Below are 20,490 nucleotides of genomic sequence, written 5' to 3' on the forward strand. Positions count from 1 at the left end.
TCGCAAGGAGCACCACCATGAAGGCACGCGGAGCCGTCATCCACGAGGTCGGCGCGAAGTGGGAGGTCCAGGACCTCGAGCTCGACGAGCCGCGCGACCACGAGGTCCGGATCAAGGTCATGGCCAGCGGGCTGTGCCACTCCGACGACCACTTCGTGACCGGCGACCTGGCCGTGACCCTGCCGATGGTCGGCGGCCACGAGGGCGCCGGGATCGTCGAGGCCGTCGGGCCGGGCGTCACCAAGGTCGAGGTGGGCGACCACGTCGCCACCCTGTTCATCCCGGCCTGCGGCAAGTGCCGCTACTGCGCCCGGGGTCAGCAGTACATCTGCGACAACGGCGCGGGCATGGAGCACGGCCGCGCGATGGACGGCACCGCCCGCTTCCACGCGACGGACGGCACGGACGTCGGCGGCGTGACCCGGCTGGGCACCTTCGCCAACTACCTGGTCTGCCACGAGAACCAGGCCGTCAAGGTCGCCGACGACATCCCGTTCGAGCTGGCCTGCCTGGTCTCCTGCGGCGTGGCCACCGGCTTCGGCGCCGCGGTCAACGGCGGCCCGGTCCGCCCGGGCGACGTCGTGCTCGTCGCCGGTCTGGGCGGGGTCGGCGCCAACGCGGTCCAGGGCGCCCGGATCGCCGGCGCCGCGCACGTGATCGTCGTGGACCCGGTGCCCTACAAGCAGGAGCGGGCCGAGGACTTCGGCGCCACCGCCGCGTTCGGCTCGATCGCCGAGGCCCGGCCGCTGATCGACCAGCTCACCAACGGGCAGGGCGTCAACGTCGGGATCGTGACCGTCGGCCGGGTCGACGGCGACATCATCGGCGACGTCTTCGCCGCCGTCGGTAAGGCCGGGCGCTGCGTGCTGGTCTCCGTCGGCTCCTCGGACAAGCACCTGGCCGTGAGCCCGCAGGACCTGACCAACTTCGCCAAGTCCATCAAGGGCGTGATGTACGGCGACTGCAACCCGACCGCCGACATCCCGGGCCTGCTGGAGCTCTACCGCAGCGGCGTCCTGCGCCTCGACGAGCTCGTGACCCGCCGCTACTCGCTCGACGAGATCAACCAGGCGGTCGAAGACATGCACGCCGGCCGCAACATCCGCGGCGTCCTCGTCCACCAGCACTGAGCTCCCGTCCCGGAAGAGGAACGACACGCATGACTGCAGTGACCGAGACCCCGGCCGACCTGGCGTCCCGGCCGGTGGAGCACACCCGCCTGCACATCGGGGGCGAGTGGGTGGAGGCCCTCGGCGGGGGTGAGCTCGACACCGTCAACCCGGCGACCGGCGAGGTCTTCACCCGGGTGGCGCTGGGCGAGGCGGCCGACGTCGACCGGGCGGTCGCGGCCGCCCGCACGGCCTTCGAGGAGGGCCCCTGGCCGCGGATGACCCCGCGGGAGCGGGCCGCCGCGCTGTGGCGCCTCGGTGACCTGATCCTCGCCGACGCCCCGGAGATGGCCCGGGTGGAGACGCTGGACCAGGGCAAGCCGTACGCGATCGCGCAGGCGGGCGACGTGCCGTCGGCGGCCGGGCTGTTCCACTACATGTCCGGCTACGCCACGAAGATCGAGGGCGAGACCATCCCGATCTCGGCGCCGGGGGAGTACCTCACCTACACCCGCCGCGAGCCGCTCGGCGTCGTCGGCCTGATCGTGCCGTGGAACTTCCCGCTGGTGATCACCTCGTGGAAGGTGGCACCCGCGCTGGCCGCCGGCAACACCGTGGTGCTCAAGCCCGCCGAGGCCACCCCGCTCTCGGCGCTGCGGCTCGCGCACCTCGCCCTGGAGGCGGGCATCCCGCCGGGCGTGCTCAACGTCGTCAACGGCTACGGCTCGACGGTCGGCGCGGCGCTGGCCGCGCACCCGGGCGTCGACAAGGTGTCGTTCACCGGCTCGACCGCGACCGGCCGCCGGATCCTCGACGCCGCCGGGGGCAACCTCAAGCGGGTCACCCTCGAGCTCGGCGGCAAGAGCGCGAACATCGTCTTCGGCGACGCGGACCTGGAGAAGGCGATCGCCGGGTCCACGGAGGCGATCTTCTTCAACGCCGGGCAGGCCTGCGCCGCGGGCTCGCGGCTGTACGTGCACGACAGCGTGTACGACGAGTTCGTGGCGGGCCTGGTCGAGAAGGCGAAGCAGATCAGGGTGGGCGACGGGTTCGACCCGGCCACCCAGATCGGGCCGCTCGCGAGCCGCGAGCACTTCGACCGGGTGAGCGCGTACCTGGAGACCGGGCGGTCCGAGGGCACGGTGCTGACCGGCGGCGGGCGCGTCGGGGAGACCGGCTACTTCGTGGAGCCGACCGTCATCGCCGACACCGCGGCGGACTCCCGGGTGACCCGCGAGGAGATCTTCGGCCCGGTCGTCGTCGCGCACCGGTTCACCGACGAGGCCGAGGTGATCCGGGCGGCCAACGACACCCGCTACGGTCTCGCGGCCGGCATCTGGACCCGGGACGTGGCCAGGGCACACCGGGTCGCGGCGCGGCTGCAGGCCGGCACGGTGTGGGTGAACACCTACGGCGTCTTCGACCCGAGCATGCCGTTCGGCGGGATGAAGGAGTCCGGCTGGGGCCGCGAGATGGGCCACGAGGTGCTGCACGACTACACCGACGTCAAGACGGTCTGCGTCGACATCCATGGCTGACGGGACGGCCGGGGGGACGGCGCAGGTCGCCCCGCTGCCGATCGACCGCTCCAACCTCACGCTGGCCGACCGGGTCGAGACGTTGCTGCGCGACGCGGTCGTCCAGGGTGAGCACCCGCCGGGCGCCCGGCTCTCCGAGGCGGACATCGCCCGGTCCTACGGGGTCAGCCGGGGGCCGGTGCGCGAGGCGCTGCGCCGGCTGGAGCACCACGGCCTCGTGACGGTCGAGCCGCACCGCGGGGCGTTCGTCCGGACCCTCGACCTGGAGGAGGTCCGGGAGCTGTTCGAGGTCCGCATCGCCCTCGAGGCGGAGGCGGCCGAGCTGGCCGCCACGCGGATCGACGCGGCCGGCGTCGCCGAGCTGCGCGGGCTCGCGCGCACCGCCGGGCAGGAGGTCGCGCGCAGCGGCCGGTCGGGGATCTTCGACACCCACGACCTGCACGACCTCGTGGTCCGGCAGGCGGGCAACCAGCGACTGGCACGCGCCGTCGCACAGGTCAACGCCGAGCTGCGGCTCGCCCGCTCCCGTTCGGGGGCGACCGGGTCGCGTGCGGTCGAGGCCGTCGGCGAGCACGACCGGCTCGTCGACGCCCTGGCCTCGGGCGACGCGCGCGGTGCGCGGGAGGCCATGCGGGAGCACCTCGGTGCGGCCCTGCGCAACACGCTGGCACTGCTCCACCCCACGCTCGCGGACGGGAAGGCCGGATGAGCACGCTCTTCGAACCCTGGAAGCTCGGCCGGATCGAGCTGGCCAACCGGGTCGTCATGGCCCCGATGACCCGCAACCGGGCGGACGTCGCGGGGGTGCTGCCGGACTCGGCGGCCACCTACTACGCCCAGCGCGCCGGGGCCGGGCTGATCGTCACCGAGGGCACCCAGCCCAGCGCCGCGGCGCAGGGCTACCCCGGCACCCCCGGCCTGCACACCGACGACCAGGAGAAGGCCTGGTCCCGGGTGGCCGACGCGGTGCACGCCGCGGGCGGGCGGATCTTCTGCCAGCTGATGCACACCGGCCGGATCTGCCACGAGAGCCTGATCCCCGCGGACGCGCAGGTGGTGGCGCCGAGCGCGGTCCGGGCGGACGTCGAGGTCGCCCGCGCCGACGGCGTCATGGTTCCCGCGCCCGAGCCGGTCGCGCTCGACCAGGCCGGGATCGCGCAGGTGATCGAGGACTTCGCCGCCGCGGCGGCCCGCGCGGTGCGCGCCGGTCTCGACGGCGTGGAGCTGCACGGCGCCAACGGCTACTTGCTGCACCAGTTCCTGTCCCCGGGGACCAACGTCCGCACGGACGCCTACGGCGGCTCGCCCGAGAACCGCGCGCGGTTCGTGGTCGAGGTGACCGCGGCCGTCGCGGACCGGATCGGCGCCGACCGGGTCGGCCTGCGGATCTCGCCCGGCGGTCAGTTCAACGACATGGCGGACAAGGGCAACGAGGACACCTACCTCGCGCTCGCGGAGGCCCTCGCGCCGCTGCGGCCCGCCTACCTGCACACGCTGCGCCGGCGCTCGTCGCCGCTGCACACCGAGCTGCGCCGGCGCTGGCCGACCACCTACGTCCTCAACACCGGCTACCTCGGCGGCAGCGAGCTCGACGACGTCGCACCGCTGGTCGGGGCCGAGACGGACCTGGTCAGCGTGGGGCGGCTGTTCATCTCCAACCCGGATCTCGTCCGGCGCTGGCGCGAGGACATCCCGCGCGCCGAGTGGGACGAGTCGACCTTCTACACGCCCGGGGACGCCGGTTACACGGACTACCCCAGCTGGCAGGGGAGTGACGCATGAGCACCATCCAGGCACCCTTCGACGGCCGGGTCGTGGTGATCACCGGCGCAGCCTCGGGCATCGGGGCCGCCACCGCAGAGGTGTTCCGCGACCAGGGCGCGACCGTGGTCGGCTGGGACCTGAGCGGCACGAAGGAGTACGGCCCGCTCGACCTGACCGACCCGGCCGCCGCGAAGGCCGCCGCCGAGGCCGCGGTCGCCGAGCACGGACACGTCGACGCGCTGGTCAACTGCGCGGGGATCATCACCGAGAACCTGCCGGTCGAGCAGACCGACCCGGCGGACTTCCGGCGCACCTACGACGTGAACGTGGGCGGGATCGTGCATGCCGCCCAGGCGCTGTACCCCGCGCTGAGCGCGGCGAAGGGCGCGATCGTCAACGTCGCCTCCCAGGCGGCGCTGGTCTGCCTCCCGCACCAGTCCGCGTACTCGGCGTCGAAGGGCGCGGTCGCCGCGCTGACCCGCTCGATGGCGATCGACTGGGCCGAGGCCGGGATTCGGGTCAACGCCGTGTGCCCCGGCTTCACGCTCACCCCGATGGCCAAGCAGCAGATGACCCCCGAGCTCGACGCGGCGGTGTCCCGGCGGGTGCCCATGGGGCGGATGTTCGAGCCCGAGGAGATCGGGCGGGTGATCGCGTTCCTGGCCTCGTCGGCCGCGTCCGCGGTGACCGGCGTCGTCATGCCGGTCGACGGCGGATGGACCGCCGGGGAGCCGGCCCTGCCGATGGGAGCGCCGTGAGCCGCATCGCCTATGTGTCCGGGGCGAGCTCCGGCATCGGCCGCGGCGCCGCCGTGCGGCTCGCCGCCGACGGGTACCGGGTCGTGCTGCTGGGCCGGGACGAGAAGCGGCTCGCCGAGGCCGCGGCCGAGTGCGGGCCGGACGCCGTCACCGCGGCGTTCGACGTGGCCGGCGCGGCCGAGGTCGACGCCGAGCTGCCGGGCCTGATCGAGCGCACCGGCGCCCCGGACGTCGTGGTGCACGCCGCCGGGCAGACCGTCGTCGGGGCGCTGGACCAGCTCACCGCCGAGCAGTGGCACCGCCAGCTCGACGTGAACCTGACCAGCATCCACAGCCTCAACCGGCACCTCTGGCCGGCCATGGTCCCCGCGGGCGGATCCATCGTCCTGGTGGCCTCGACGGCGTCCTTCGCGGCGTTCCCGCAGGACGCGGCGTACGTCGCGTCCAAGGGCGCGGTGCTCGCGCTGACCAAGGCCATGGCGCTCGACGGCGCTCCCGTGGGCATCCGGGTCAACGCCGTGTGCCCGGGGTTCATCCGCACCCCCAACCTCGAGGGCTACTTCGACGCCCAGCCCGACCCGGCGGCCGCGGCCGCCGGTGCCGCGGCGGCCGCGCCGATCGGCCGGATGGGCACGCCCGAGGACGTCGCCGGTGCGGTGGCGTTCCTCGTCTCGCCCGACGCGGCCTTCGTCACCGGCACCTCCGTGCTGGTCGACGGGGGGCTGCTGGCCCGCGTTCCGGGCTGATCGCCGACTCGCCGCCGTAAACTGTTGACAGTTGGCAGTTTCCGTTACAGAGTGGCAACACGGGGCGTCGACCGCCCCGGCCGAGCACGATCGATCGACCTCCAGGAGGTTCCATGACCACCCCGGCGCGAACCCTGCGCGCCCTGATCGGGGCGCCGGACCGGCCGCTGGTGCTGCCGGGTGCGGCGAACGCCCTGACGGCGAGGGTGGTGGAGGACGCGGGCTTCGACGCGGTCTACGTGACCGGCGCGGGCGTGACCAACACCTACCTCGGGGTGCCGGACCACGGCATCCTGACCCTCGACGAGCTGTGCGGGCACGTCGACGCCATCTGCGACGTCGTCGGCCTGCCGGTCGTGGTCGACGCCGACACCGGCTTCGGCAACGCGCTCAACGTGCAGCGCACGGTGCGCAGGCTGGAGCGGGCCGGCGCCGCGGCCGTCCAGCTCGAGGACCAGATCAGCCCGAAGAAGTGCGGGCACTTCAGCGGCAAGGACGTCGTGTCGCTCGGCGAGATGGTCGGCAAGGTGCACGCCGCCGTCGACGCCCGCCGCGACGACGACCTGGTGATCGTCGCCCGCACCGACGCCCGGGCGACCGAGGGCCTCGAGGCCGCCTGCGAGCGCGCCGCCGCCTACCTGGACGCCGGCGCCGACGTCATCTTCGTGGAGGCGCCCGAGAGCGCCGACGAGATGCGGTACATCACGACGCAGGTGCCGGGACTGCACATCGCCAACATGGTCGAGGGCGGTCGGACGCCGCTGCTGCCCCGCAAGACCCTGGGCGAGTTGGGCTTCGCGGTGGCGCTGTACGCGAATGCCACGATGCGCGGTGCGGTCGTCGGGATGCGCGAGGTCCTCGCGCACCTCGACAAGCACGGTGACACCCGGGAAGCGGGACACCTGATGATCAGCTGGGAGGACCGGCAGGCGCTGGTGCGCAAGCCCGAGTTCGACCGGCTCGAGGAGCGGTACGCAGCGACCGCGGAACGGAGGCGGGTGCGGTGAGCACGCACGACCTGAGGCTGCGCGGGGGCAGGGCCTTCCAGCACGGCGCCGGCCTGCAGGAGCTCGACGTCCTCGTGACCGGCGGGGTGATCAGCGGGCTGGTGGCCCGGGACGCCGAGGTGGCGGCCGCCGAGGAGGTCGACCTCGCGGGCAAGGTCGTCCTGCCGGGCGGCATCGACCCGCACGTGCACCTGGGCAAGGACATCCGGGTGCCGCGCGACCCCGAGGACGGTGAGCGCGAGACGGCCTCGGCCGTCGCGGGCGGCATCACCTCGATGCTGATCTACCTGATGAGCGCAGACCCCTACGAGAAGGTCTTCGCCGAGTCGGACGCCGCGATGGCGGGCAACTCGCACACCGACTACGGGTTCCACTTCGTGCTCGGCACCGACGAGCAGGTCGCCTCGATTCCGGACTACGTGCGCGAGCTGGGTGTGCCCAGCTTCAAGTTCTTCATGAACTTCCGCGGCGACGAGGGCAAGTACCTCGGCCTGCCCGGCAACGACGACGCGTACATGTACAACCTGCTGGGCAGCGCGGCCGACGCCGGTGCCCTGGTGTGCCCGCACCCCGAGAACATCGAGCTGGTGTGGAAGCTGCGCGAGCAGCCGCGGGACGAGTCGCTCCCGCCGCTCGAGGCCTGGTACCGCAGCCGCCCGCCGGTCGTCGAGGCCGAGGCGGTGCAGCGGGTCGCGTACTTCGCCAGCCAGACCGGTGCCTCGGTCTACGCGGTGCACACGAGCAGCAAGGCCGCGCTGGACGCGATGCGGATGCAGCAGACGGCGTACCCGAACCTGTTCACCGAGACCTGCACGCAGTACCTGACGCTGACCACGGACGCCGACTGCGGCACCTACGGCAAGGTCAACCCGCCGATCCGGCACACCGAGGACGTCGAGGCCCTGTGGGAGGGCGTGCGGTCCGGCGCGGTCGACACCGTCGGCTCGGACCACAACTCCCGGCACCGCACGGCCAAGGAGAAGGACATCTGGACGGCGTCCGCGGGCTTCCCCGGCACCGGCCTCGTCCTGCCGACGACCGTCGGCGAGGGGCTCCGCCGAGGCATCGACCTCGAGCGCCTGGTCGACGCGACGAGCACGCGGGCGGCGCAGCTGTTCGGGCTGTTCCCGCGCAAGGGCACCATCCGGGTCGGCTCGGACGCCGACCTCGCCGTCGTCGACCTCGACGCGACCACCACGGTGCGCGCCGAGACCCAGCACTCCGTGGCGGAGTACTCGCCGTGGGAGGGCCGGGAGATCCCGCTGAAGGTGGTGCACACGCTCGTCCGCGGGCGGTTCGCGGTGCGCGACGGCGAGCTCGCCGCCACGCCCACCGGCACATACCTGTCCCGGACCAACGGCGGCGCCGCGGCGCTCGCCTCGCAGAAGGAGCTCGTGTGACGGATCCCGTGTGGACGGTCGGCGGTGCCGGGGTGATCGACGAGACCACCCTGCGTCACTACGACCTGGCCGGCTTCGGCAAGCCCGTCGGCCTGGGCGCCCGGCCCGCCCTGCTGATCATCGACGTGCAGTACCGCACCGTCGGCACCACGCCCGCCCCCTTCGAGGAGGCGGTCAAGGAGTTCCCGACCAGCTGCGGCGAGGTCGGCTGGGCCGCGGTGGAGCGGATCGCGAAGCTGGTCGCGACCTTCCGGGAGAAGGGCTGGCCGATCCTCTACCCCCACGTCGCGCCCAAGCAGTCCTACGACGCCGGACGACTCGGCGCCAAGGTGCCGGGGATCATGGACATCCCGGCCAAGGGCTACGAGTTCGTCGCCGACGTCGCGCCGGTCGAGGGCGACGTGCTGGTGCCCAAGCGGCACCCCAGCGCGTTCTTCGGCACCCCGCTGGTCAGCTACCTGGTCGAGACCGGTGCGGACTCGCTGGTGGTCACCGGGTGCACGACCTCGGGCTGCGTGCGCTCCAGCGTGGCCGACGCCTTCTCGTACAACTTCCGGGTCAGCGTGCCGGCCGACGCCGTGTACGACCGCAGCCCGGTGGTGCACGAGGTCAACCTGTTCGACATGGCGCAGAAGTACGCGGACGTGACCACCACCGACGCCCTGCTGGGCGCGCTGGCGGAGCTGCCCCCGCGGGCCTGAGCCACGCGGTGCGCGGCCGGGCCCTCAGTCGGGCTCGGCCGCGCGCAGCACGGCGAGGGCGTTGTTGAGCGAGCTCGTCAGATGGGCCTCGAGGAGCGTGGCGGCGTGGTCGCCGTCCCGGTCGTTGAGCGCCGCGACGATGGTCCGGTGCTCGTCGAGGGCGGTCCGGGCGCGCCGGGGCTGGTGTGCCGAGCGGGCCCGGGCCAGCTGGATCTTGCGCCCGACGTCGGTGAGGGCCTGGACCAGCGGGGGGTTCGCCGCCAGTCGCACCAGGCGGGCGTGGAAGTCGGCGTCGGCCGGGTAGGACCCGGTGGAGTCCGAGCCCATGCTGGACTCGGTGTCGTCGAGCATCCGGCCGACCTCGTCGATCCGCTCCTGCGGGGCGTAGCGGGCGGCGAGGCGCACGGCATGCGTCTCCAGCGCGATCCGCAGCTCGTAGAAGTCCGAGAGCTCCCGGGCCGAGAACGAGCGCACGTACACGCCGCGGTGCGTCACGGCCTCGACCAGGCCTTCGCTCGCCAGGCGCTGGATGGCCTCCCGCAGGGGCCCGCGGCTGATCCCGAGCGCCTGCGACAGGTGTACCTCGTTGAGCCGCTCGCCCGGGGCGAGCGTTCCGTCGAGGATCATGTCGCGCAGGACCTCCAGGCTGCGCCCGGCGAAGGTCGCCACGGGGCCCAGCTTGGCTGGGCGGTTCTGCTCGGTCACCGGGTCTCCTCGCCGCGGTCGCGGGCGACGCGGGCGTCCGGTGGGCGGCCCGTCCGGCTGCGATCGCCGATCGGTTCGAACTGTCGACACGTCGAATAGTAACTGAGCTGCTGCGGAGGGCAGTCGAATCGGGTCGCGGATCGCAAACTGTTGACAGTTGTCAGTTTATGCCGCAGCGTAGGCCCGTGCCGCGGGAGCCGCGGCCGGCAGGACAAGGAGGTGCTGGCGGTGAAGACGGGTAGGAGGTCCCCCGCGGGCCGGGAGCGTCCCGGCGACGCGGCGGAGGCCGGGACCACGGCGACGGGCGGGGCCGCGCCGGAGTCGATCGACGGCAGGGTGGTGGCGGCCGGCCTCGTCGGCTCCGTGGTCGAGTACTACGACTTCGGCATCTACGGCTATCTGGCCACGGTGCTCTCGGTGGTCTTCTTCGCGAACGGCACCGACCCCACCACGGCCCTGCTCGCCACCTTCGCGACGTTCGCCGCGGCCTTCGTGCTCCGTCCCCTCGGCGGGCTCCTCTTCGGGCACCTGGGCGACCGCTTCGGCCGCTCGCACATCCTCGCCGCGACGATCCTGTCGATGTGCCTCGCCACGGTCGCCATCGGCGTCCTCCCCACGTATGCCGCGATCGGCGTCGGTGCCGCGTTCCTGCTGGTCGCGGCGCGGTGCGTGCAGGGCGTCGCCTCCGGTGGCGAGGTCGGCGGCGCGGCGGCGTACGTCGCGGAGAAGTCGCCCGCCGCCCGGCGCGGGTTCTTCTGCTCGACCGTCCAGCTCGGGGCGCTCGCGGGCGCGCTGCTCGCGTCCGTCGCGGTCACGATCCTGACCTCGGTGCTGACGTCGGAGCAGCTCGCGGCCTGGGGCTGGCGCATCCCGTTCCTGCTCAGCCTGCCGCTGGGGCTGGTGGGTCTGTGGATCCGGTTCCGCCTCGAGGACTCGGTCTCCGACGACGAGCTCGAGGCGGGGGAGGGGCAGGCGTCCGCTCCCGCCGTCGAGCTCCTCCGGGCGCACCTGCCCGCCCTGCTGCGCACCCTCGGCCTGTCGACGCTGCTGTTCGCCGGCTACTACGTCACCTACGTGTACGCGTCCACGCACCTGCAGCGGACCGGCGGGTTCAGCCCCGCCGCCGCCTTCTGGTCGACCACGGTCACGCTGATGGTGTCCTGTGCCGCCATGCCGTTCTTCGGGAAGCTCTCCGACCGGTGGGGGCGGCGACCGGTGCTCCTGGTGGCCGCGATCGCGTTCGGCGTGCTCGCCGTACCCTGCTTCGCCGTCATGAACGCAGGCGTCCTGGTGCCGGCCGTGCTGGCCCAGGTCGTGCTCGGCCTGCCCGAGTCCGCGCTCATGGGCGTCGTCTTCGCGACGTTCGCCGAGATGTTCCCCTCGCGGGTCCGGTACACCGGCATCGCGTTGGGCTTCAACCTCGCCAGCATGGCGGTGGGCGGCACGGCGCCACTGATCTGCCTGTGGCTGTTGGGGCTGACCGGCAGCCCGCTGGCCCCCGCATGGTTCCTGGTGGCGGCCGCCGTCGTCACAGTGGGGACCGCGCTGACCCTCGCCGAGACCCGCGGCACCGCGCTGCGGACCGGCTGACCCGTACCCCGATCGAGGAAGGACCCCCGTGCCCGAACAGGCCGAAGTGGATGTGGACGTCGTCGTGGTCGGCGCCGGCGGCGGCGGGCTCACCGCCGCGCTCGCCGCGACCAACGGCGGCGCCACCGCCGTCGTGCTGGAGAAGGAGGAGCGCGCGGGCGGCAACACCGCCCTGTCCACCGGCTCCGTGCCCGGCGGCGGGACGCGCTGGCAGGGCGAGGCGGGGATCGACGACTCGCCCGAGCGTCTGGCCGCCGACCTGCTCCGCCAGTCCGGCCCGCACGACGCCGAGGACCTCGTCCGGGTGCTCGCCGGAGCGAGCGCGAACCTGGTCGAGTGGCTGGTCGACACCCATGCGATCGACCTGCGGCTGATCACCGACTACAAGCACGTCGGGCACTCGGTACCGCGGCTGCACGCGCCGCCGTCGCGCAAGGGGCACGCCCTCGTCGCCGACCTGTTGCGGGCGTGCAAGGCCGCGGAGGTCGAGGTGCTCACCCACTCGCCGGTCGAACGGCTCGTCGTCGAGGACGGGGCGGTCCGCGGGGTCGTCGTCTCCGGGGGCCGCTCGGGCACCTACACCCTGCGCTGCCGCGCGGTCGTGCTCGCCGGCAACGGCTTCGGCGCCAGCCCGGACATGATCGCCCGGTTCGCGCCGCAGGCCGCGGGCCTGGAGTACCTCGGCGCCCACGGCAGCACCGGCGAGGCGATCCGTTGGCTGCTCGACCTCGGCGCGACGCTCGGCAACGCCGAGGCCTTCCAGGGCTACGCCGCCGTCGCGAGCCCGCACGGCTCGATCACCTCGTGGACCACTGTCGAGCACGGCGGGATCCTGGTCGACGCGCACGGTGCCAGGATCGGCGACGAGTCGATCGGCTACTCCGGCTTCGCCGCCGACGTCTCGCGGGTCGACGGTCCCGTGCACGTCGTCTTCGACACCTCGATCCGGGACTCCGTCGCCGCGCACGAGGAGGAGTTCGCCGACCTGCTCGCGGCGGGCGGGGTCAAGGAGGCGCCCGACGTCCCGACTCTCGCCGCCGCGATCGGCGTCGACACGGCGGAGCTGCAACGCAGCCTCGACGTCGCCGGGGCCGCGGCCGCCGGCGAGGGCACGGACCCCACCGGCCGCACCGACTGGGGCCGTGGCCCGCTGCAGCCGCCGTACGCCGCGGTCAAGGCGATCCCGGCGCTGTTCCACACGCAGGGCGGGGTCCAGGTCGACGCCGACGCCCGGGTGCTCGGCCAGGCGGGCCCGATCCCCGGCGTGTACGCCGCGGGCGGGGTCGCCGCCGGCGTGAGCGGGCGGGCGGGCGGCGCGGGCTACTCGTCGGGCAACGGGCTGCTCACCGCCCTCGGCCTCGGCATGCTCGCCGGCCGACACGCCGCCGGCCTGCGCTGACCCGGCCCGTTCCGACAGAAGACGAGGAAGACACCGGTGTCCGTCGATCCCCCCGCCCCCGCCCGCCAGTCCCGCAGGGCCGCCCTCGGCAGCTTCGTGGGCACCACCCTCGAGTGGTACGACTTCTTCATCTACGGCACCACCGCCGCCCTGGTGTTCGGGATGTTCTTCTTCCCGACCGAGGAGGGCGTGGTCGGGACCCTCGCCGCCTTCGCGACCTTCGCCGTCGGCTTCGTCGCCCGCCCGCTGGGGAGCATCCTGTTCGGTCACTTCGGTGACCGGCTCGGCCGGCGCAACGTCCTGATCACCACCCTGCTGATCATGGGTGCGGCGACGGTGCTGATCGGCTGTATCCCCTCCTACGCCACGATCGGGGTGTGGGCGCCGGTGCTGCTCGTGCTGTGCCGGATCGCGCAGGGCGTGGCGCTGGGCGGCGAGTGGGGCGGCGCCGCGCTCCTGTCCGTCGAGAACGCGCCCGCCCGGCGGAAGGGCCTGTTCGGGTCGTCGACCCAGATCGGTTCGCCCGCCGGACTGCTGCTGGCCAGCCTGGTGATCGCCGGTGCGTCCGCGTTCAGCGGCGACGCCTTCGACCAGTGGGGCTGGCGGATCCCGTTCCTGGCCAGCGCGGTGATCGTGATCGTGGGGCTGGCCATCCGGCGTGGGCTGGCGGAGTCCACCGACTTCGCCGCGACCGCGGACGCCGGGAAGGTCGAGGCCCTGCCGATCGCCCAGGTGTTCCGCGAGGACTGGCGCTCGGTCCTGCTGGGCGCGGGCCTGGGCGCGGCGAACAACGCCATCTACTACACGGTGGCGACCTACACCCTGGCGTACGTCACCGGAACCCTCGGCGTGCCGAAGGGCGAGACGATCAACCACCTGACGATCGTGTCGGTGTGCTACCTCGTCTCGATCCCGCTCTTCGGCTGGCTGTCCGACAAGGTGGGCCTGCGCAGGCAGGTCGCGGTCGCGGCGGTCTGCGCCGCCCTGTTCGTCTTCCCGTACTTCGCCATGATCGAGACCGGTGAGTCCTGGATCATCCTGCTCGGGATGGTGCTCGGGCTCGCCGTCGTCCAGTCCGCCGCGTACGCGCCCCAGCCGGCGGTGTACAGCGAGCTGTTCCCGGCCCGGACGCGGTACACCGGGGCCTCGCTGAGCTACGCCCTGCCCACGACGATCGTGGGCGGCACGGCGCCGTTCCTGGCCACCTGGCTCTACAGCGTGACCGGCAGCAACACCGCGATGGCCTGGTACGTCGTCGTGCTGTCGCTGCTCGCCGCCGGCTGCGCCTGGGGCGCGCACCGCCGGCACACGGCACAGGAACGCGCGACGGTGACGGAGATGCACCATGCCTGAGCTCGACGACCTGCTGGGCTGGGCCGCAGAACGGTCCGGCGCGGGGGCGGCCGGGCTGCCCGAGCCGGTCCTCCGCACGACGCTCACGATCGTCGCCGACGACGTCGCCGCGATGGTCGGGGCCCACGCCGAGCCCGAGGTGCGGGCGGTCTCGGCCCAGGCCGGGGGCGCGCCGGAGGCGTCCGTGCTGGGACGTCCCGGGGTCCGGGCCGAACGGCGGCGGGCGGCGCTGGCCAACGCCGTGGCCGCCAACTGGACCGAGCTCGACGGCGGCTACCGCCCCGCCACCTGCCACGGGTCGCTGTACACGCTGCCGGCCGCGCTGGCCGAGACCGAGGCGGCCGGCGGGACGCTCGGCGACCTGCTGACCGCAGTCGCCGTCGGGTACGAGGTCGTCACCCGGGTCGCGCGCGCGTACCGCCCGCCGCTCCCGCTGGTGCTCCACCCGCACGCCACCCTGTCCCCGATCGGCGCGGCCGCCGCGGTGGCCGCCGCCCGTCGGCTGCCCACGGACGAGTTCTCCCGGGCGGTGCTCGGTGCGGCCTCGATGTCGCTCACCGGCCCGTTCGGACACGCCACCGAGGGCGCCACGGTGCGCAACGCCTGGGCGGGTGCCGGCGCGCAGCTCGGCTTCGTCGCCGTGGACATGGCCGCGGCCGGGCTGATCGCGAGCCCCGCGGTGCTCGACGAGGTGTTCGGCCGGGTCGGTGGCGCCACCGCGGACCCGGCCGCGCTCACCGCGGACCTGGGGGAGCGCTACGCGGTGCAGGACGGCTACCAGAAGCCCTACGCCTGCTGCCAGTACCTGCACTCGAGCGTCGAGGCCGCCGCGCTGATCGCCGCCGGCTCGGCCGGCACGAAGGTCGAGCGGATCGACGTGCGGGCCCACCCCCTGGCCGCCGCCCTGCGGAACGCCGAGCCGGAGACCACGCTGGCCGGACGCTTCTCCCTGCCCCACGCCGTCGCCACCGTCCTGGCTGCACGGGACACGGCCGCCACGGTGTTCTCCGGTGCCTCGCTCCGGGACCCGGAGGTGGCCCGGCTCCGCTCGGTCGTCGCGATCGAGGAGTGGTCCGATCCACCCGCGCCGCCGCACGACCGGCCGGCCACGGTCCGGGTGACCCTCGCCGACGGCCGTGCCCTCACGGAGACGGTCCTGTCGGCCTCCGGGGGACCGGACCGCCCCCTCACGCGCGAGGAGCTGCTCGCCAAGTACCGCACGCTCACCGGGGACGTCCGGCCCGGCTTCGCCGACCGGCTGCAGGTGCTCACCGATCCGTCGTCGCCCCTCGATCCCGGCGCCCCGCTGCGCCCGGTGCTGGACGACCTGCTGGCCGAGGGGGACCGATGACCCGCACGACCGCGGAGATCCTGGCCGACGGCGTGCTCGGCCTGCCCGAGCGCCTGCCGGAGCCGGCCGAGGAGGCCGCCCGGTTGCACCTGCTCGACGCCCTCGGGGTCGGGCTGGCCGCCTCCCGGCTCGGGCCCGCGGCGGGCCTCCTCGGCGTCGCGCGCCCGGACGGGCCGTGCACCGTGCTCGGCGCCGCCACCGGCACGACCCCGGCCGACGCCGCACTCGTGAACGGCACCCTCGTGCACTCGCTCGAGTACGACGACACCCACACCGGTGCGGTGATGCACGGCAGCAGCGTCCTCGCCCCGGCGGTGCTCGCGGCCGCCGAGGCCGGGAAGGCCACGGGACCGGAGACGGTGCGCGCCTTCGCCGCCGGGTGGGAGGTGCTGGTCCGGCTCGGGCTGGCCACCCCGAGCGGCTTCCAGCGCGCCGGGTTCCAGGGCACCTCGGTCGCCGGGCCGGTCGCCGGCGCCGTCGCGGTCGGCCTCCTCGCCGGCCTCGACCGTGAGGGGCTGCTCGACGCCGTCGCCGTCGCCGCGAGCTTCTCCGCGGGGAACTTCACGTTTCTCAGCCGCGGCGCGTCGAGCAAGGCGGCCCAGGCCGGCATCGCCGCCCAGGCGGCCATCTCCGCGGTGCAGCTCGTGCAGGGCGGGATCACGGGAGCCCGCGACGTCTTCGAGGGCGGCCGGGGGTTCTTCGGCCTCTACGCCGGGGACCCGACGGCGGCGGACCGTCTCGGTGGGCTCTGCGCCGACCTCGGATCCCGGTGGCACCTCGCGGACGCGGCCTTCAAGGGCCTGCCGTGCTGTCACTTCCTGCACCCGTTCGTCGAGGCCGTGGCGAGGCTCGGGCTGGGGGAGGACGGGCACCGGGGGATCGCTCGCATCCTCTGCCGCGTCCCGCAGGGACAGGAGGCGGTGATCGCCCTCCCGTGGGAGGCCAAGCAGGCCCCGGCCCGCGCCGACGAGGCCCGCTGGAGCCTGCCCTACGTGGTCGCGCTGCAGGCGGTCCGCGGCCGGGTGCTGCTGTCCGACTTCGCCGGTCCTCCGGATCCCGAGGTGCTCGCCGTCGCGGCCCGGGTCGACTGGGAGCCCTGGCCCGACTCCGGGTACCCGGCGCTGTTCCCCGCGGAGATCGAGGTCGTCCGCACCGACGGCAGCGTGCGGACCGTCCGGATCGACGACGTCGACGGGGGTGCCGGCCGTCCGTGGGCTTCGGAGCGGGTGGTCGAGAAGTTCCTCCGCAACTGCGAGGCGACCGAGCTGCCGGCGGACCGGTCCGCCGGGTTCGCGGCGGAGGTGACGGGATCCGGTCTCCCCGACCCGGGCATGCTGCGGTCCCTGGTCACCGAGACGGGGTGAGTCGGGGGGCCGCCACGAGCCGTGAGGCGGCCGGTCCTCCCGGGCCGTCGCGGAGCCCGGACGCCGGGTTCAGCGGGGGAGGGTGAGCTCGGGCAGCTCCGTGGCGCAGACCTGGCGGAGGGCGTCGAGACCCGCGGAGACGGCCGGCCGTCCCGCCGATCCCGCGCGGATCGCGGTGAGGACGTGCCGGGTGGGCAGGGGCGGGCCGGCGACCGGGATCCGCCGGATGTCGTGGCGGCCGGGGAGGTCGGCGAGGCGGGGGACGAGGGCGACGCCGAATCCGGCCGCGACCAGCGCGGCGCCGGTGTCCCACTCGTCGGCGTGGTGGGCGACGGTCGGCTGGAAGCCCGCGCTCGTACAGGCCAGGACGACCAGCTGGTGGTAGGCGCCGCCCGGCGACCCGACGATCCAGGGGTCGGCGGCGACCTCCTGCAGGGCGACGGCGTCCCGGCCGGCCAGCGGGTGTCCGGGACCCACGAGGACGTCGAGCGGCTCGGTGTAGAGCGGCTGCTGTTCGAAGGCGGCGTCCGAGCGTGGCGGGATGTCGGGTGTGGCCACGACGACGGCGACGTCGACCTCGCGGCCGGCGAGGAGGTCGAAGGCGCGAGCGGGTTCGTGCTCGCACAGTCGCACCGCCAGCGCGGGGTGGTGGCGGCGGAGGTGGACGAGCGCCCGTGGGGCGACGACCGCGGCGGCGGTGGAGAAGCCGCAGAGGCGAAGCGACCCGGTGAGGTCGCCCGTGCGGTGCGCGGCGAGGTCGGCCTGCGCCCGTTCCCAGGCGGCCGTGAGCGAGACGGCGTGCTCCAGCAGGGTGTGGGCCGCGGGGGTGAGCCGGACCGTGCGGCCGACCGGCTCGAGAAGGGCGACGTCGAGCTCGCGGGAGAGGGCCTGCATCTGGTGCGAGACCGCCGAGGGCGTCAGTCGGCACACCTCGGCCGCGGCCGTGACGGTGCCGTGGCCCGCGATGGCCTGGAGGACCCTCAGCCGCCGATCGATCATGTACGAAGCGTACAAGGTCAGCTGCACCAAGTTCAGATGGACGTGAACGTTCCGTCGCCATGACACTCCTCCCACGACAGGCCGGTGCGGGGTGCGAGGCCGGCCTGTGCTCGTCACTCATCGGGGGTGGACGTGGACCGTTGTCAGGTGATCGTCGTCGGCTGCGGGGGCCTCGGCTCGGCCGCGCTGTACCGGCTGGCCCGTGAGTTGGGGAGCGGGGTGGTGGGCCTGGAACAGTTCGCGCTCGGGCACGACCGCGGTGCCTCGCAGGACCACTCCCGGATCATCCGGCTCGCGCAGCACCAGCCGCAGTACGCCGCCCTGGCCGGGCCGGCCTACGCGGCGTGGGCGGAGGTCGAGGCCGAGTCGCAGCAGACGCTCGTGACCCGCACCGGTGGCCTCGTCATCGAGGACCGCGAGGTGCGGCGGGGCATCGACTCCGGGACCCGCAACATCGAGGGCTACACGGCGGTGTTCGACGAGTTCGACGTCGACTACGAGCTCCTCGACGCCGACGAGCTGCAGAGCCGCTGGCCGCAGTTCCGGCTCGACGGCGGCGAGCAGGCGCTCTACCAGTCGGAGTCCGGCATCGTCGACGCCGCCCGGGCCAACGCGGTGCACGTCGCCCTCGCCCGGGCGCACGGCGCACAGGTCCACGAGCACACTCCGGTCCGGAGGGTGTGCCCCGACGGCGACGGCGTGCTGGTGGAGACCGACGACCGGACCTACCGCGCCGACCGTGTCGTCGTCGCCGCCGACGCCTGGACCAACCAGGTGCTGCGGGACTGCGGGGTCCGGTTGCCCCTGACGGTGACCCAGGAGCAGGTCACCTACTACGCGACCCCGCACCTCGCGGAGTTCTCGCCCGCCCGGTTCCCGGTGTTCATGTGGCACGGCGAGCACAACTTCTACGGTTTCCCCGTCTACGGCGAGGTCGCCACCAAGCTCGGCCAGCACATGGGCGGGCACGAGACCACCGCCGACGACCGCACCTTCGAGCCCGATCCCGTGCGGCAGAAGCGTTACGCGCGGTTCGTCGAGCAGCACCTGCCGCGCTTCGGCGGCCCCGAGCTCTACACGAAGACCTGCCTCTACACGGTGCCGCCAGACCAGGACTTCGTGCTCGACACGGTCCCGGACCATCCGCAGATCACCGTCGCCGTCGGGGCCGGCCACGCCTACAAGTTCGCCGCGCTCCTCGGCGAACTGCTCGCCGACCTCGCCCTCGACCGGGCTCCCGCCCATCCGATCGAGGCCTTCTCCCTCACCCGGAGGGCGCTCACCGACCCGACGTTCGCGCGGTCCTTCCACGTCTGAGAGAGGCCTCCGCACCACACCCTCGGAAGGGACCCACTGGAATGAGCAGCGCGCCGAGCACCGGGACCGCCACCGGGGCCGGGGATCCTTACGGGCCGCCCTATGCGGCGCTGCCGGCCCGCCCGGTCGACCCGGCGTCGTTCACCGACGAACGGCTGTACGCCCACACCCGGCTGCCGGTCGGGTCGGCCTCGACGCTGATCCCCGACGCCTACACCAGCCCGGAGTTCTTCGCCCTCGAACAGGAGAAGGTCCTCGCCAGCAGCTGGGTCGCGGTCGGGTGCACCGCCGACCTCGACCGGTCCGGCGCGTGCCTGGTCGCAGAGGTCGCCGGGCGCTCCGTCATCGTCACTCGCAACCGCGCCGGCGAGCTGCGCGCCTTCCACAACGTCTGCCGGCACCGGGCCGCCGCGCTCCTCGCGGCGGACGCCGCCCACGTCGGGCGGGGCGACCGGATCCGGTGCCCGTACCACGCCTGGGCCTACGACCTCGACGGCGCGTGCCTGGGCACACCGCTCTTCGCGGGCTCCGACATCCCTGCCGGCCAGGAACCGGTCTTCGACACCGCGCCGGCCCACGACTTCGACCGGAGGGACTACGGGCTGCTCCCCGTCGCGGTCGACAGCTGGGGCTTCCTGGTGTTCGTCTGCCTCGAGCCCGACCCGGCCCCGCTCGCCGACCATCTCGGCGACCTGCCGCAGCGGTTCGCCGCCTACGAGCTCGACCGGTGGCGACCGGAACGCCGCCGCACCTACGAGGTCGCCGCCAACTACAAGCTCGTCGGCGAGAACTTCATGGAGTACTACCACCTGCCCTGGGTGCACCCCGAGCTCAGCAAGGTCTCGCGGTTCTCCGACCACTACCGCTGGCAGGGCACCGGCATGTACACGGGCATGTGCACCACCCCCGTCTCCCGGAACGGCGACGCCGGCGGCTGGGACGGACTGCACCCGGTCGGCTCTCTCACCGGGCCGGACGCCGAGAGTGGCCGCTTCGTCTGGCTGTTCCCGACCACCGCGTTGGTCGTGCTGCCCAACCACGCCTTCGTCCTGTTCACCCGGCCCGTCGGCCCGGCCCGGACCGTCGAGACCGCGGTCCTGCTCTGCCATCCCGACTCCCTGGCCCATCCGGACCGGGAGCCCGGCCTCGACCAGCTCGAGAAGTTCTGGGACCTCGTCAACCGCCAGGACCTCGAGATCGTCGAGCGCGTCCAGGAGGGCCTGCGGAACCCCGCCTACCGCGGCGGGCGGATGTGCTTCCGGTTCGAGGAGCCGCTGCACCGCTTCCAGAACATGATCGCCGACCGCATGGTCGGTCTGCGCCGGGTTCCGGAGGGCGACGCCGACACCGCACTGCGGATGTTCCCGGACCCGCCCACGCCGGACTGAG

General features: G+C 73.8%; 18 protein-coding genes. 16 read left to right on the forward strand and 2 right to left on the reverse strand.

The window, feature by feature from the left end:
* Positions 1–17 precede the first annotated feature (17 nt).
* The 9 genes from LWC33_RS08315 (at position 18) to LWC33_RS08355 (ending at position 9,023) form a co-directional block, all read left to right on the forward strand.
* On the forward strand, positions 18–1,130 hold the full coding sequence (locus tag LWC33_RS08315; protein WP_233303662.1) for an NDMA-dependent alcohol dehydrogenase: 1,113 nt from the start codon (positions 18–20) through the stop codon (positions 1,128–1,130).
* A 29-nt stretch (positions 1,131–1,159) separates the two neighbouring features.
* On the forward strand, positions 1,160–2,647 hold the full coding sequence (locus tag LWC33_RS08320; RefSeq protein WP_233303663.1) for an aldehyde dehydrogenase family protein: 1,488 nt from the start codon (positions 1,160–1,162) through the stop codon (positions 2,645–2,647).
* Positions 2,640–3,356, forward strand: a complete 717-nt coding sequence (locus tag LWC33_RS08325) for a GntR family transcriptional regulator (RefSeq protein WP_233303664.1) — start codon at positions 2,640–2,642, stop codon at positions 3,354–3,356. Before LWC33_RS08320 ends, LWC33_RS08325 begins: the two co-directional genes overlap by 8 nt.
* Positions 3,353–4,429: an alkene reductase gene (locus tag LWC33_RS08330; RefSeq protein ID WP_233303665.1), complete on the forward strand. Its 1,077-nt coding sequence runs from the start codon at positions 3,353–3,355 to the stop codon at positions 4,427–4,429. Before LWC33_RS08325 ends, LWC33_RS08330 begins: the two co-directional genes overlap by 4 nt.
* The gene (locus tag LWC33_RS08335) at positions 4,426–5,169 is read left to right on the forward strand and encodes an SDR family NAD(P)-dependent oxidoreductase (RefSeq protein WP_233303666.1); all 744 of its coding nucleotides are present in this window, start codon (positions 4,426–4,428) and stop codon (positions 5,167–5,169) included. Before LWC33_RS08330 ends, LWC33_RS08335 begins: the two co-directional genes overlap by 4 nt.
* Positions 5,166–5,915, forward strand: coding sequence for an SDR family NAD(P)-dependent oxidoreductase (locus LWC33_RS08340; protein ID WP_233303667.1), 750 nt, complete (start codon positions 5,166–5,168; stop codon positions 5,913–5,915). The genes LWC33_RS08335 and LWC33_RS08340 overlap by 4 nt, the downstream gene beginning before the upstream one ends.
* A 113-nt stretch (positions 5,916–6,028) precedes the next feature.
* Complete coding sequence (locus tag LWC33_RS08345; RefSeq protein WP_233303668.1) at positions 6,029–6,922, forward strand: isocitrate lyase/PEP mutase family protein; 894 nt, start codon at positions 6,029–6,031, stop codon at positions 6,920–6,922.
* Complete coding sequence (locus tag LWC33_RS08350; protein ID WP_233303669.1) at positions 6,919–8,322, forward strand: dihydroorotase; 1,404 nt, start codon at positions 6,919–6,921, stop codon at positions 8,320–8,322. Before LWC33_RS08345 ends, LWC33_RS08350 begins: the two co-directional genes overlap by 4 nt.
* Positions 8,319–9,023 (forward strand): isochorismatase family protein, encoded by a 705-nt coding sequence (locus LWC33_RS08355; protein WP_233303670.1) that lies wholly within the window; start codon positions 8,319–8,321, stop codon positions 9,021–9,023. Before LWC33_RS08350 ends, LWC33_RS08355 begins: the two co-directional genes overlap by 4 nt.
* A gap of 24 nt (positions 9,024–9,047) precedes the next feature.
* Here the strand turns inward: LWC33_RS08355 and LWC33_RS08360 are convergent, their stop codons facing one another.
* A complete protein-coding gene (locus tag LWC33_RS08360) occupies positions 9,048–9,728 on the reverse strand; it encodes a GntR family transcriptional regulator (RefSeq protein ID WP_233303671.1) in 681 nt (226 codons plus the stop codon).
* Between the two features lie 228 nt (positions 9,729–9,956).
* Between LWC33_RS08360 and LWC33_RS08365 the strand changes: the two genes are divergently transcribed.
* The 5 genes from LWC33_RS08365 to LWC33_RS08385 are packed head-to-tail and all read left to right on the forward strand — an operon-like array spanning position 9,957 to position 16,785.
* Positions 9,957–11,318, forward strand: coding sequence for an MFS transporter (locus tag LWC33_RS08365; protein WP_233303672.1), 1,362 nt, complete (start codon positions 9,957–9,959; stop codon positions 11,316–11,318).
* 28 nt (positions 11,319–11,346) lie between these two features.
* The gene (locus tag LWC33_RS08370; protein WP_233303673.1) at positions 11,347–12,717 is read left to right on the forward strand and encodes an FAD-dependent oxidoreductase; all 1,371 of its coding nucleotides are present in this window, start codon (positions 11,347–11,349) and stop codon (positions 12,715–12,717) included.
* Positions 12,718–12,753: 36 nt separating this feature from the next.
* Positions 12,754–14,070 (forward strand): MFS transporter, encoded by a 1,317-nt coding sequence (locus tag LWC33_RS08375; protein WP_233303674.1) that lies wholly within the window; start codon positions 12,754–12,756, stop codon positions 14,068–14,070.
* Positions 14,063–15,421: an MmgE/PrpD family protein gene (locus LWC33_RS08380; protein WP_233303675.1), complete on the forward strand. Its 1,359-nt coding sequence runs from the start codon at positions 14,063–14,065 to the stop codon at positions 15,419–15,421. Before LWC33_RS08375 ends, LWC33_RS08380 begins: the two co-directional genes overlap by 8 nt.
* Positions 15,418–16,785, forward strand: coding sequence for an MmgE/PrpD family protein (locus LWC33_RS08385; RefSeq protein ID WP_233303676.1), 1,368 nt, complete (start codon positions 15,418–15,420; stop codon positions 16,783–16,785). The genes LWC33_RS08380 and LWC33_RS08385 overlap by 4 nt, the downstream gene beginning before the upstream one ends.
* A 69-nt stretch (positions 16,786–16,854) precedes the next feature.
* Here the strand turns inward: LWC33_RS08385 and LWC33_RS08390 are convergent, their stop codons facing one another.
* On the reverse strand, positions 16,855–17,784 hold the full coding sequence (locus LWC33_RS08390) for a LysR family transcriptional regulator (RefSeq protein WP_233303677.1): 930 nt from the start codon (positions 17,782–17,784) through the stop codon (positions 16,855–16,857).
* Between the two features lie 147 nt (positions 17,785–17,931).
* Here LWC33_RS08390 and solA point away from each other — a divergent pair, with 147 nt between their 5' ends.
* Together solA and LWC33_RS08400 are read left to right on the forward strand one after the other, a co-directional pair.
* Positions 17,932–19,101 (forward strand): N-methyl-L-tryptophan oxidase, encoded by a 1,170-nt coding sequence (gene solA / locus LWC33_RS08395; RefSeq protein ID WP_233303678.1) that lies wholly within the window; start codon positions 17,932–17,934, stop codon positions 19,099–19,101.
* A gap of 41 nt (positions 19,102–19,142) precedes the next feature.
* Positions 19,143–20,489 (forward strand): aromatic ring-hydroxylating oxygenase subunit alpha, encoded by a 1,347-nt coding sequence (locus tag LWC33_RS08400; RefSeq protein ID WP_233303679.1) that lies wholly within the window; start codon positions 19,143–19,145, stop codon positions 20,487–20,489.
* Position 20,490: the final 1 nt, after the last annotated feature.

It is taken from the genome of Pseudonocardia terrae (genome assembly GCF_021343995.1).
In the GTDB taxonomy this organism is placed as follows: Bacteria; Actinomycetota; Actinomycetes; order Mycobacteriales; family Pseudonocardiaceae; genus Pseudonocardia; species Pseudonocardia terrae.

Excerpts from the sequence above, each read along its gene's own strand:
- LWC33_RS08380 (WP_233303675.1), top strand. The coding sequence starts at position 14,063 with ATGCCTGAGCTCGACGACCTGCTGGGCTGGGCCGCAGAACGGTCCGGC.
- LWC33_RS08400 (WP_233303679.1), top strand. The coding sequence starts at position 19,143 with ATGAGCAGCGCGCCGAGCACCGGGACCGCCACCGGGGCCGGGGATCCT.
- LWC33_RS08345 (WP_233303668.1), top strand. The coding sequence starts at position 6,029 with ATGACCACCCCGGCGCGAACCCTGCGCGCCCTGATCGGGGCGCCGGAC.
- LWC33_RS08390 (WP_233303677.1), bottom strand. The coding sequence starts at position 17,784 with ATGATCGATCGGCGGCTGAGGGTCCTCCAGGCCATCGCGGGCCACGGC.
- LWC33_RS08315 (WP_233303662.1), top strand. The coding sequence starts at position 18 with ATGAAGGCACGCGGAGCCGTCATCCACGAGGTCGGCGCGAAGTGGGAG.
- LWC33_RS08385 (WP_233303676.1), top strand. The coding sequence starts at position 15,418 with ATGACCCGCACGACCGCGGAGATCCTGGCCGACGGCGTGCTCGGCCTG.
- LWC33_RS08320 (WP_233303663.1), top strand. The coding sequence starts at position 1,160 with ATGACTGCAGTGACCGAGACCCCGGCCGACCTGGCGTCCCGGCCGGTG.
- LWC33_RS08325 (WP_233303664.1), top strand. The coding sequence starts at position 2,640 with ATGGCTGACGGGACGGCCGGGGGGACGGCGCAGGTCGCCCCGCTGCCG.
- LWC33_RS08335 (WP_233303666.1), top strand. The coding sequence starts at position 4,426 with ATGAGCACCATCCAGGCACCCTTCGACGGCCGGGTCGTGGTGATCACC.
- LWC33_RS08330 (WP_233303665.1), top strand. The coding sequence starts at position 3,353 with ATGAGCACGCTCTTCGAACCCTGGAAGCTCGGCCGGATCGAGCTGGCC.